The 12,015-nt window shown below is 37.2% G+C and carries 11 protein-coding genes; 8 read left to right on the top strand and 3 right to left on the bottom strand.

All coding sequences use genetic code 11. The features are described 5' to 3' along the window. Positions 1 to 154 precede the first annotated feature (154 nt). Both BW721_RS05220 and BW721_RS05215 read right to left on the bottom strand, forming a co-directional pair. Positions 155 to 850 (bottom strand): DsbA family protein, encoded by a 696-nt coding sequence (locus BW721_RS05220; RefSeq protein ID WP_076766798.1) that lies wholly within the window; start codon positions 848 to 850, stop codon positions 155 to 157. 263 nt (positions 851 to 1,113) lie between these two features. Then, positions 1,114 to 1,707 carry a CYTH domain-containing protein gene (locus tag BW721_RS05215; RefSeq protein WP_076766796.1) on the bottom strand — a complete coding sequence of 198 codons (594 nt, stop codon included), beginning with the start codon at positions 1,705 to 1,707 and terminating at the stop codon, positions 1,114 to 1,116. A gap of 158 nt (positions 1,708 to 1,865) precedes the next feature. Here BW721_RS05215 and BW721_RS05210 point away from each other — a divergent pair, with 158 nt between their 5' ends. From BW721_RS05210 to mgtE, 5 genes are all read left to right on the top strand, one after another. Next, positions 1,866 to 2,507, top strand: coding sequence for a GTP pyrophosphokinase (locus BW721_RS05210; RefSeq protein ID WP_076766794.1), 642 nt, complete (start codon positions 1,866 to 1,868; stop codon positions 2,505 to 2,507). A 12-nt stretch (positions 2,508 to 2,519) separates the two neighbouring features. After that, positions 2,520 to 3,326, top strand: coding sequence for an NAD kinase (locus BW721_RS05205; RefSeq protein WP_076766792.1), 807 nt, complete (start codon positions 2,520 to 2,522; stop codon positions 3,324 to 3,326). Positions 3,327 to 3,346: 20 nt separating this feature from the next. Next, the gene (locus BW721_RS05200) at positions 3,347 to 4,306 is read left to right on the top strand and encodes an NAD(P)-dependent oxidoreductase (RefSeq protein WP_198031408.1); all 960 of its coding nucleotides are present in this window, start codon (positions 3,347 to 3,349) and stop codon (positions 4,304 to 4,306) included. An 83-nt stretch (positions 4,307 to 4,389) separates the two neighbouring features. Continuing rightward, positions 4,390 to 5,328, top strand: a complete 939-nt coding sequence (locus BW721_RS05195; protein ID WP_076766790.1) for an RluA family pseudouridine synthase — start codon at positions 4,390 to 4,392, stop codon at positions 5,326 to 5,328. Next, a complete protein-coding gene (gene mgtE / locus BW721_RS05190) occupies positions 5,303 to 6,676 on the top strand; it encodes a magnesium transporter (RefSeq protein ID WP_083686786.1) in 1,374 nt (457 codons plus the stop codon). Before BW721_RS05195 ends, mgtE begins: the two co-directional genes overlap by 26 nt. A gap of 35 nt (positions 6,677 to 6,711) precedes the next feature. Here the strand turns inward: mgtE and BW721_RS05185 are convergent, their stop codons facing one another. Next, the gene (locus BW721_RS05185) at positions 6,712 to 7,146 is read right to left on the bottom strand and encodes a GNAT family N-acetyltransferase (RefSeq protein ID WP_076766788.1); all 435 of its coding nucleotides are present in this window, start codon (positions 7,144 to 7,146) and stop codon (positions 6,712 to 6,714) included. A gap of 258 nt (positions 7,147 to 7,404) precedes the next feature. Between BW721_RS05185 and BW721_RS05180 the strand changes: the two genes are divergently transcribed. From BW721_RS05180 to BW721_RS05170, 3 genes are all read left to right on the top strand, one after another. Further along, positions 7,405 to 8,787 (top strand): FAD-dependent oxidoreductase, encoded by a 1,383-nt coding sequence (locus tag BW721_RS05180; protein WP_076766786.1) that lies wholly within the window; start codon positions 7,405 to 7,407, stop codon positions 8,785 to 8,787. 121 nt (positions 8,788 to 8,908) lie between these two features. After that, the gene (locus tag BW721_RS05175; RefSeq protein WP_076766783.1) at positions 8,909 to 10,276 is read left to right on the top strand and encodes a hemolysin family protein; all 1,368 of its coding nucleotides are present in this window, start codon (positions 8,909 to 8,911) and stop codon (positions 10,274 to 10,276) included. A gap of 160 nt (positions 10,277 to 10,436) precedes the next feature. Beyond that, a complete protein-coding gene (locus BW721_RS05170; protein WP_076766781.1) occupies positions 10,437 to 12,014 on the top strand; it encodes a peptide chain release factor 3 in 1,578 nt (525 codons plus the stop codon). Position 12,015: the final 1 nt, after the last annotated feature.

The following is a 12,015-nucleotide window of genomic DNA, read 5'->3' as shown; positions in this document are numbered from 1 at the left end:
AATTTTTGAAGCTGTATCGCACACTTGAGTAAATGAAAAGGAGCTGAAAAAATTCAGCTCCTGAATAAAATAAAAATTGCAATGAAACAATCAGAATTTTGATTGTTTCATTGCAATTTTCTTATTTGAGACTAGTTTTTTTGCCAGAACCCTTTTACTTGATAACTCTTAAGTAGTCTTTGCCGATGGCATGGACATTCTTTTTTTGGAGGAGTTTGTTGTGTTGCTGGTTTTGAATACCTAAATGATGTAGGGATTCTTCAATTAAATCGCTTGTCAACTTGTCATCGATGAGCACACCGTAGTTTTGATTCATACTATCAAAGATGACCAAAGAGGGTGTTCTAACTATATTCATTTCTTGTGCAATACGTTGGTCTGATTCATAAGCACTCTTCACAAATTCTGAATTCTTATCTTCAAAAAACATATCAACATCTAACCGCGCACCTTTTGCAACAGTAGCTAATAAGTCATCACTGTATTCAATGGGATTAGTTGTTAGTTCCTTTTGAAGTAATAACAGGAAACTTCTTCCACGCTTTTTACCTTGCATGAGGGCAGCCTTGTAGGCGAGACAAGCATCATATATGGTATGGTAAGTCTGATTACGAAGTTGTAAATTATTAGAAGGTAGATTCATTCTTTTCATATAATGAGAGACAGTATTGAAGTTATGGAACGTGACAAAACGGAAATGAATTTTAATATCTGTCAACTTATCAATAATCTTCAAGACTTCTTGTTCTGCCCGATAGCATTTTAACCCAATAGGATTAACAAAAAGATAAACTTCATAAATTTTCGGCGAAGAAGAGAGAGCATGAACGGCATTTTGATTTCTGTACATAATATCCCTTCTTATCACTTTATTTTGAACAAAAAGGCTCTTTCGTCCTTTATTCACTACCTATTATAATCGTAATAGTAAACAAAAGTAAAATATCTTGCTTTTCTTACTTTTACTAAGAAGGCAGATGTTCACACATTCGTCAAAATGAGCACATAAAACTTTCTAATGCGCAATATAACAACAGGTAATAGAGTTAAACAAAGCTAATAAAAGTAAATTTAAGTTCATAAAGACGCCAACTATTCAGCTGGCGCTCTATTTTACTCTGCTTTTTCGCTGTTTGGGTATTGAAGAGCGCGTTGTATTTTTTGAGTGGTCGTTCTCTTTTTGATTTCATGGTGGGTTAAGAAGGTGTTAAAGAGGATTAATCCTTTTTCTAAGTCTTCTGTTTCAAATTCGAGTTCATAATCTTTTTGATCTTGGTAATAACTCTTGTCTAAAAAGTAAACGCCACCCTCACCAGAGAACGTATGACGAACGGTTGATAATTGGCCAACTGGTTTTAATCGATCAAGATCGATGGTTTCCTTTTTTAACATGGAAGCGACATGACCAGCATTTTTGATTTTTTTATCTGAAATCAATTGGTTTGCTTCAACCAAAGAAAGGGCGTCCGTAATTTCTAGTTGTTCGTTTTCTTGAATGAGAACTTTTAATGTTAGTTCTGCATCGTCATCGTACGTTCGAATTCTTAATCCCATTTTTAAGGATTGCAGTTGACGATCATCGGTATCGTAATAAGTGTTGGTTTGATGGATAGCCGCTGACTCATCTAATTGGTAGTGGACCAATAGTTGTTCGTATTCTTCTTTTGTTAGTAAATTTTTAAATTCTTTTTCAATTTGTGTACTCATGACAGCTCCGTCCTTTCTGAGTAAGCCTAGCTAAATAGTATCACATAAGTATTAAGATAGTAAAAAGATTACATTGAATCATCTTCTGTTTCAGGAAAAGAATGAATTATGTTAAAATACTAATGATAGTTAAAAACTGATAAATAAGGTGTTTGAGTATGGAAAATAAATTTGTAACAGATTGGGATTCCTTTCTTGCTCCCTATGAACAAGCAGTTGAGGAATTGAAAGTAAAGTTAAAAAGTATACGAAAACAGTACCGAGATAATCAAGAACACGCACCAATAGAATTTATTACTGGAAGAGTAAAGACCAAAGAAAGTATTTTAGAAAAAGCGGAAGTGAGAAATATCCGCCTTGATCGTTTGGAAGAAGATGTTCAAGATATTGCTGGCATTCGAATTATGTGTCAGTTTGTTGATGACATTCATGAAGTTGTTAAATTATTAAAAGCTAGAAATGATTTTAAAGTGATTATCGAACGTGACTATGTGACTAACCGCAAAGAAAGTGGTTATCGTTCTTATCATTTAGTGATTGAATATCCTGTCCAACGTATTATGGAAGAAAAAGTTATTCTATGTGAAATTCAAATTAGGACTCTTGCGATGAATTTTTGGGCAACGATTGAACATACCTTAAACTACAAGTACAAGGGCGAATACCCAAATGAATTGCATAACCGATTAATTCGTGCAGCAGAGGCTGCCTTCCTATTAGATAATGAAATGTCAGAAATAAGAGAAGAAATTAAGGAAGCTCAGTTTTATTTCAGTGATAAGAAAAAGAATATCAATTAGAGGTGTTTGAGCATGAGAGTCGCGTTGGTTAATAACCATACAGCTGAATCCATAGAATTGGCTGAAGAATTTTTAAGTAAAATAAAGGCCAAAGGAATTCAATTAGACGATGAAAACCCAAACTTGGTTGTTACTATTGGAGGAGACGGCACGTTATTATCTGCTTTTCATAAATACCAACAGTTACTAAATACTGTCCGCTTTGTTGGGGTTCATACGGGTCATCTTGGTTTTTATACGGACTGGCGTGACTATGAAATTGATGATCTTATTGAAAGTTTGGAGCATGATCGGGGCGAGAGCGTGAGTTATCCGTTACTCGATATACGAATTGACTACCGTGATAGCGACCAGTCAGACAGGTTAATTGCATTAAACGAAGCTGTTTTAAAGAAGGTTGACGGCACAATGGTCTGTGAAGTTTTCGTTAAAGATGAATTATTCGAGACCTTTAGAGGAGATGGCCTTTGTGTTGCGACACCAACTGGTTCAACGGGTATCAGTAAATCATTGGGTGGAGCAGTCATTCACCCACGTACCGAAGCCATTCAGCTAACAGAGATGGCCTCTGTTAATAATCGGGTCTACCGAACGCTCAGTTCACCGATGATTATTGCTAAAGATGAATGGATTGTCGTGAAACCCATTGAAGAACATGGGCTAATTGTGACGGTTGACCACCTGACATTCCGTGATAAACATATTGAAAAACTAGTTTACCGTGTAGCAAATGAAAAAGTTCATTTTGCCCGTTATCGTCATATGCATTTCTGGAATCGTGTTGAAAATGCCTTTATTGGGATTGCTAACAAGCGTTAATTGAAGAGAGGATGATTGGTTTGTCAGATAAGCCACTATTACTGTTAATGACTGATTTAAAAAATCATCAGATAAAAGAACTGGAAGACTCGTTAGCGGGTTTTGAATTAATTAGGACCATTCCTGAGGATAAACGTCAGTTATCTCGTATTGAGATTGTCGTTGGGTGGACAAAAGAATTGACCGAGCTCTGGCAGCAAGGCGATTTGATATCTTTAAAATGGATTCAAGCGATTTCTGCGGGTGTGAATTCATTACCCTTAGATAGCCTAAGAGAGCATGGTGTTATGTTAACCAATGCATCTGGCATCCATAAAGATACAATTAGTGAGCATGTCATTGGTCTAATATTATATCATGCACGCTCGTTTAATCAGATCAAACTGAATCAACAGAATAATCATTGGGATCAAGCAGTTTCTGTTCAACAATTAGAGGGTAAAACGGCTATTATTTTTGGTATTGGAAATATTGGAAGACGGCTAGCAACTTTACTAAAAGCTTTTGGGGTTCACACAATCGGTGTGAATACGAGAGGTAACAAAGTAGCAGAGGTTGATCAGACTGTTTCTCAAGAAGAGAGCAATCGCTATTTAGAACAAGCTGACTATGTTATCAATATTTTACCACAAACTGACGAAACAAAAGATTTCTTTAACAGCGACCGCTTTAAAGCTATGAAAAAAGGAACAGCTTTTTTTAACGTAGGTAGAGGAAACGCCGTTGATACGGAGGCCCTATTAACCGCTCTAGATTCAAACCAGCTCGCTTTTGCAGCTCTCGATGTCTTTGAAACAGAGCCGTTAGAAGCGGACAGTCCATTGTGGCAACACGACCGTATTTTTATTACCCCTCACGTATCTGGGATGGTGGAACATTTTCGTGATGCTCTCTTTTCAGTTGTTGGTCCTAATGCCCAAGCTTATGGTGAAAATGGAAAACCAAGCTTGAATATGGTAGACTACGAGAAACGTTATTAAGAGAAAAATAAACGCTTAAACCTGCTGATCTGTTAGTCCGCAGGTTTTATTTAATGAAGCAATGAGAAGTGGAGCAAGTTAATGTGATTTATGAATGGCACTACGACGATGAACAATCAATTCTATTACGTACTTTTTTAAGAAATCAAGGCATTTCTAAGCGCCTATTAGCAAAAATAAAATTCCATGGCGGCGAAATTCGCCTCAATAATAAAACCGAAAATGTATTGGCCAAATTGCAAAAAGGAGATCATATCTGGGTTCAAATTCCGGACGAAGGCGAGCATGAAACGACAGTGCCAGTTGATATTCCGATTGCGATTGTTTATGAAGACGACCACATTTTAATTGTTGATAAACCAGCTGGTGTGGCATCGATTCCCTCTCGGAAAAATCCGCATCTGTCAATGGCAAACCGTGTAAAAGGCTATTACAAAAGACAGAATTATGCTGATCAAGTCATTCATATTGTTACACGACTTGACCGAGATACAACAGGGTTGATGTTATTTGCAAAGAATCGCTATACCCATGCATTAATGGATCAGCAATTACGACATAAAGTAATTCAAAAATACTACTATGCTCTAACGTCACCTTATAATCGCTTAGAAGAAGAGCATGGCTTTATTAATGCTCCTATTGCTCGAACTGATGATTCAATTATTACACGGCAGGTGAAAGAGGGCGGGAAAGATGCCTTAACTGAATATTGGACAGCTAGAAGATACCGAGATGGTCATCTTTATCGGATTCAGCTGCATACGGGACGGACTCACCAAATTCGCGTACACTTCACCCATATGGGAGCACCGTTGGTTGGTGATTCGTTATACGGTGGCCCTGAGAATGACATTGTTAAGCGTCAAGCCTTGCACTGTAAGGCGTTAGTATTTAATCATCCCTTAACGGGAGAAAGATTGACGATTGAAACTGATTTTCCAACTGATTTTAAAGATTGGTTGGCACAAGAAGAAGAGAAAGAAGGGAGATCATATGATGGAACCGCAATACGAATTTGATTTGGAGCTAGAGACTAATCACATTCAATCAGTCCTAGACTTAGATGATATGGAGGCTTTTCGAGAAACTTTTTTTAGCTATCCACTCTATGACCAAGCCCAGGTTTATCGTAATCTACCCTCTGAGAATCGTTTGAAAATTTATAACTACCTCTCACCTAAAGAAATGTCAGATATGTTTGAAATTCTGGAGGAAGATGTCGAATCCATTGAAGTTTATATTTTAGAGATGAATAAGCAGTATGCTGCTGATATGTTGGCCAATATGTATACCGATAATGCGGTTGATATGTTGAAACAGCTTGAACCTGATATGGTTCCCAAATATTTACGTTTAATGGATGATGAGCAAGCCGCCCACTTACGTGAGGTCTTGGTCTATGAGGATGCTACAGCTGGTGCGATTATGACAACGGAATATATTGCCATTAAATCAAATCAGACTGTTCGTTCTGCTATGGCAATATTAAAGAGTAAGGCACCTGAAGCAGAAACAATTTACTATATTTATGTCATTAATAATAAAGAGCAGTTGTTGGGGGTTATTTCCTTACGTGACTTAATTATTTCTCACGAGGATCAGATGATCCACGATATCATGAGTGATCGTATCGTCCGAGTTAATGTGGATGATGATCAAGAAGCTGTTGCTCACGTTGCTCGTGACTACGACTTCCTAGCATTACCGGTTGTGGATGATAATAATGTTTTATTAGGTATTATTACAATTGATGATATTATGGACGTTATGCACGAAGAAGCGACTAGTGACTATTCTGGTTTGGCTGCCGTTGACGTTGATGAAACAACGCTCAATCCGTTTCGGGCGGCATCCAAACGTTTGCCGTGGTTGATTACTTTATTATTTTTAGGAATGGGAACGTCCACTCTAATTAGTCAATATGAAGGGTTGATTGCTAATGCAGCTATCTTGTCAGTCTTTGTGACGCTCATTACTGGAACAGCAGGGAACGCAGGTACTCAATCGCTAGCGGTTGCCGTTCGTAAAATCGGTTTGCCAGATGCAGAAAAGAGAAGTTGGTTAGCTGTTGTTATTCAAGAAACAATGACAGGCTTAATCGAAGGTATCATTACAGGAGCGACAATTATGTTGGTTGTAGGCATTTGGCAGAAAAGTTTACTATTAGGTGGGATTATTGGCTTCTCTATGATGGTTGCCATTACAGTTGCCAATTTAGCAGGAAGCTTAATTCCAATTTTAATGGATAAATTAGGATTTGATCCTGCCGTAGCGAGCGGACCATTTATATCGACCTTTAGTGACTTAACGAGTGTTTTGATTTATTTTAATATCGCTAAGCATTTTTTAGTTATTTTAACGCAATGATGAAAAAGGAAGTGGGACTAGTTCCACTTCTTTTTTCATAACCTTTTTTCCATATCGTAGTGAGAAATTCCTGCTTCTAGGTACTCATCGCTGTTAATCACATAGCCTAATTTCTCATAAAATGTAATAGCATAGCTTTGTGCACCAAGTATAAAGCGCTCACCACCAAGTTCTTTTCCAGCTTGCTCAAGGGCTAACAACAAATGGTTACCATAATGTTTCCCTCTCTCTTCAGCTAAAACAGCTACACGCTGTACTTTAAAAGACTTGTCGTCTAATTGATAAAGTCTTGCAGTTGCAACTGCTTTATCACTTTGGTAGGCAACAACGTGTAAACAGGCTGCCTCATTTTCATCTATTTCAATGTCTTCTGGAACGTTTTGCTCTTCTATAAAGACAAGTCGTCTAATCATAAGTGAGTCTTGATAGGTTGACGATTGTGTATCTCGTGTTTGTTTGAAGGCTAGCATAGCAATCTCCTTTTCAAAAATCTGATGATTATTATGGTAACATTAATAAAAAATGAAAGGAAGAATCTTAATAAACAATTTTTTTATTTTTCAAGTCTTTTTAGTTGCAAAAGTAAAAAAATAGAGTAGAATCTATACTTGCAGGCGAGGAATATCCAAGTTTGTTAAAAAAATCATATGTGAAAGATTCAAAGTGGGGAGCATTTTGGGGTCTTTTGTTCGAAATAGAACAATTATAATTTAGGGGGACATACATAAATGAAGATCGTAGTAGTGGGATGTACGCATGCAGGTACATCAGCAGTCAAAACAATCTTGTCAGAAAATCCGGGGGCGGATGTAACAGTATACGAAAGAAACGATAATGTTTCGTTCTTATCCTGTGGGATTGCACTATATGTAGGTGGCGTTGTAAAGAAAGCTGAAGAGCTATTTTACTCAAACCCAGAAGAATTAAAAGCAATGGGTGCAGACGTTCGCATGGAACACAATGTTACAAACATTAACATTAACAATAAAACATTGGCTGTTGAAAATCTAAAAACAGGTGAACAATTTGAAGATTCATTTGATAAACTTGTTTTAACAACTGGTTCATGGCCAATTATCCCTCCAATTCCAGGAATTGAGAGCAAAAACGTTGTATTATGTAAAAACTATAATCAAGCACAAGAAATTATTGCGCGTAAAACAGACAAACAAAAAATCACTGTTGTCGGTGGTGGATACATCGGTATCGAGCTTGTAGAAGCTTTTGCTATGGACAACAAAGATGTAACACTTGTTGATGGTTTAGACCGCATCTTAAACAAATACTTAGATCACGAATTCACATCAGTTCTTGAAGATGAATTAAGAAATCGTGGCGTTAAAATCCAACTAAACGAAATGGTTAAAGGATTTGAAGACAGCCAATCAGGAGATATGACAACTGTTGTAACAAGTGGTGGAGCTTACGAATCTGAACTTGTTATTCTATGTGTTGGTTTCCGTCCAAGCACTGAACTAGTTAAAGGTCAAATCGATATGTTACCAAATGGCGCAATCATCGTTGATGACTATATGCGTACAAGCCACCCAGATGTATTTGCGGCTGGAGACAGTTGTGCAGTAAACTACAATCCAACTGGTGGACATGCTTATATTCCATTGGCAACTAATGCAGTTCGTATGGGACTTTTAGTTGGTAAAAACATTGCTGGTCCAAAAATGAAATACCGTGGTACACAATCTACTTCAGGTCTCCATTTATTTGGATTCAACATCGGATCAACTGGTGTTAATGCTGCAAGTGCTGCAGCATTTGGTTTGGAAACAAATTCAGTATTATTCGAAGACAACTACCGTCCAGAATTTATGCCAACAAACGAAAAAATCTTGCTAAAACTTGTTTATGAGAAAGATACATTACGTATTGTTGGTGGACAAGTAATGTCTAAATACGATGTTACACAATCTGCAAACACGCTATCATTAGCGATTCAAAACCGCATGACAGTAGAAGATTTGGCATTGGTAGACTTCTTCTTCCAACCACACTTCGACCGTCCTTGGAACTACTTGAACCTAGTTGCTCAAAAAGCACTAGAACAAGAAAATACACGAAACGCAGTTGATGTCGAAAGTTTTGACAAAGCTTAATCTATAAAATTCCAATAAACAGCAAGGACGATTCAGGCTTTTACTGATTCGTCCTTGTTTTTTTGATAAAATGAAGGCATAATACGAATAACACATTCTATTTTAAAAGGGGAAACGATCTATGAATGCTGATCCTGATAGTCAGACGTTATTATGGCAAATTTTATTAATAATCGTGCTGACATTAATCAATGCTTTTTTTGCTTCGTCAGAAATTGCATTTGTGTCATTGAATAAAAATAAGATTGCCAATGAGGCAATAAAAGGTAGCGAAAAAGCTCGTAAAATATTAGCCTTACTCGATAACTCTGATGACTTTTTAGCCACAATTCAAGTTGCCATTACCTTTGCCGGATTCCTATCCAGTGCGGCTGCTGCCAATACGTTTGCCAGCAAACTTGAACCATTATTGGCCAATATTCCAGGTGGTAAACAAGCATCTATCCTGATTGTAACCTTGTTATTATCTTATATCACGCTTGTGTTTGGAGAGTTGTTGCCCAAACAAATTGGTATGCAAATACCTGAAAAGATTGCCTATGCCGGAGCAGGTTTTATTACAACCATTCAAAAAGTATTAAAACCATTTATTCGGTTGCTTTCTTTTTCAACCAGTCTGTTACAAAAGATAACACCAATTAAGTTTGATGATAACCGTGATGTCTACACACGTTCAGAAGTGAGCGGTTTATTAGAGAGAAGTAGTACAGAAGGAGCCATTGAAGCAGCTGAATTTAATATGCTAAAAGGTGTTCTTGAAATGGATAATAAAATGGCGAGAGAAGTTATGGTTCCAAGAACAGATACTTTCATGCTAGACCTTCAAGAAGATACTTATGAGAATATTCAAAAGACTTTGAATTCGCCGTATACGCGTATTCCTGTCTATGATGACGATAAGGATGATATTGTCGGTGTCCTTCATTTGAAAAACCTATTAAAAGAATCACGTCACACCCCATTAGAAAAAATTGATTTAAGAAAGATTTTAAATCCGCCACTATTTGTTCCAGAAACCATCTCAACCGATGAATTGATGGCTTTCTTGAAGAAGAGCCATAACCAATTAGCTATCCTTTATGATGAGTATGGTGGGGTTGTCGGTATCGCAACTTTAGAAGATATTCTAGAAGAAATTGTCGGTGACATTGCTGATGAGTACGATGAAAAGTACACTTTAATTAAAAAGATTCGCGATGGTTACTATGAGGTTGATGGGGCGACACCACTTTACCGCTTCAACAATTTCTTTAAAACAACCATCGAGACAGCTTTTGTAGATACCATTGCTGGCTTTGTTCTGACTGAATTAGGTGACTTTCCAGATGGTGATGAAATAAAGAGTATTGAAGTTGAAGGCTTACGCTTGTCTGCCTTAGAATTTGATAACAGACGTCTAGCTAAAATTGGCGTCGAGTACGTAAAAGAGCAACCGATTAAATTAGAAGACCGCTTAGTTGTCGAAGAGATCCCTAAGCAAAAATCATAGCGATTGAACACCAGTTTCCAACTAGGAGATTGGTGTTTTTATACTTTCATTCACTTGTTAGAAGATGTCCTTTCATATATAATGACAAAGGCATGTTTAAAGTGAACAATATGTGATAAGAACTCATATCCAAGACAATGAAAGACAGAAAGGACATATCATGACACAAACATTATTAGATAAAGTGAAAACAAGAAAAACTTTTGCAATTATTTCTCACCCGGATGCTGGTAAAACAACAATAACTGAACAATTATTACTTTTTGGTGGTGCAATCCGTCAAGCCGGTACAGTAAAAGGTAAAAAAACAGGGAAATTTGCAAAATCTGACTGGATGGAGATTGAAAAACAACGTGGGATTTCAGTAACCAGTTCCGTTATGCAAGTCGATTATGATGGATTCCAAGTTAATATTTTAGATACACCTGGCCATGAGGACTTCTCAGAAGATACTTATCGTACCTTGATGGCAGTTGATAGTGCAGTCATGGTTATTGATAGTGGTAAAGGAATTGAGCCGCAAACGAAGAAATTATTTAAAGTTTGTCGGATGCGTGGTATTCCTATTTTTACGTTTATCAATAAATTGGACCGCGATGGTAGAGAGCCGTTGGATTTAATTGCTGAATTGGAAGACGTGCTAGAAATCGACGCTTATCCAATGAATTGGCCAATGGGGATGGGGAAACAATTCTTAGGCTTGTATGATATTTACAACAAACGTGTTGAATTAACGCATCCTGAGCAAAATGGCGGCAATGATTTCTTACCACTCAATGAAGATGGTGAAATTGATGGTGATTTCCCAATCAAAGAATCAACGATTTACACTCAAGCAATTGAAGATGCAATGCTATTGAATGAAGCTGGAAATGCTTTTTCAGAAGAAGCGATTGCTAAAGGGGAATTAACACCTGTCTTCTTTGGGTCAGCTTTAACTGGTTTTGGCGTTCACACTTTCCTAGATGCTTATATTGATTTTGCACCAAGTCCAAGTGCCCATAAGACAGAAGAAGGCGACTATATTGATACAGCTAAGGAAGAATTAACAGGTTTTGTTTTCAAAATCCAAGCTAATATGAACCCAGCTCACCGTGATCGTATTGCTTTTGTGAGAATTTGTTCAGGTGAATTTGAGCCTGGTATGGATGTTATCGTTAACCGCACAAGTAAGAAAATGAAGTTAGCGCATACAACACAATTTATGGCTGACTCAAGAGAAAGCGTGAAGAGTGCAGTTGCTGGTGACATTATCGGATTATACGATACAGGTAATTTACAAATTGGTGATACCATCTATGAAGGGAAAGAAGCTCTTCAATATGAGGCGCTACCGCAATTTACACCTGAATTATTTATGAAGGTCACACCTAAAAACGTGATGAAACAAAAATCATTCTATAAAGGTATTCAGCAGTTGGTTCAAGAAGGAGCCATTCAACTGTATAAAACCTATCATACCGAAGAATTTATCCTAGGTGCGGTTGGACAATTACAGTTTGAAGTTTTTGAGTACCGTTTGAAGAATGAATATAATGCAGAAGTCGAGATGACGCCGATGGGATCTAAGATTGCCCGTTGGATTGATGAGGATGTCTTAGATGTGAATATGTCTTCAAGTCGTAACCTACTATGTAAGGACCGTTTTGATCATCCGGTATTCTTATTTGAGAACCAATTTGCAATGCGTTGGTTTGCAGATAAGTATCCAGATATCGAACTAAAAGCATTACTATAAA

The sequence above is a fragment of the Jeotgalibaca sp. PTS2502 genome, from assembly GCF_001975685.1.
Lineage (GTDB): Bacteria > Bacillota > Bacilli > Lactobacillales > Aerococcaceae > Jeotgalibaca > Jeotgalibaca arthritidis.
This window is presented reverse-complemented; position numbering and strand designations above follow the sequence as displayed.

Bases quoted from the DNA above. Each gene is read 5' to 3' on its own strand.
- BW721_RS05220 (WP_076766798.1), bottom strand. From the start codon at position 850: ATGTACAGAAATCAAAATGCCGTTCATGCTCTCTCTTCTTCGCCGAAA.
- BW721_RS05185 (WP_076766788.1), bottom strand. From the start codon at position 7,146: ATGCTAGCCTTCAAACAAACACGAGATACACAATCGTCAACCTATCAA.
- BW721_RS05170 (WP_076766781.1), top strand. From the start codon at position 10,437: ATGACACAAACATTATTAGATAAAGTGAAAACAAGAAAAACTTTTGCA.
- BW721_RS05215 (WP_076766796.1), bottom strand. From the start codon at position 1,707: ATGAGTACACAAATTGAAAAAGAATTTAAAAATTTACTAACAAAAGAA.
- BW721_RS05205 (WP_076766792.1), top strand. From the start codon at position 2,520: ATGAGAGTCGCGTTGGTTAATAACCATACAGCTGAATCCATAGAATTG.
- BW721_RS05210 (WP_076766794.1), top strand. From the start codon at position 1,866: ATGGAAAATAAATTTGTAACAGATTGGGATTCCTTTCTTGCTCCCTAT.
- BW721_RS05175 (WP_076766783.1), top strand. From the start codon at position 8,909: ATGAATGCTGATCCTGATAGTCAGACGTTATTATGGCAAATTTTATTA.
- mgtE (WP_083686786.1), top strand. From the start codon at position 5,303: ATGATGGAACCGCAATACGAATTTGATTTGGAGCTAGAGACTAATCAC.
- BW721_RS05180 (WP_076766786.1), top strand. From the start codon at position 7,405: ATGAAGATCGTAGTAGTGGGATGTACGCATGCAGGTACATCAGCAGTC.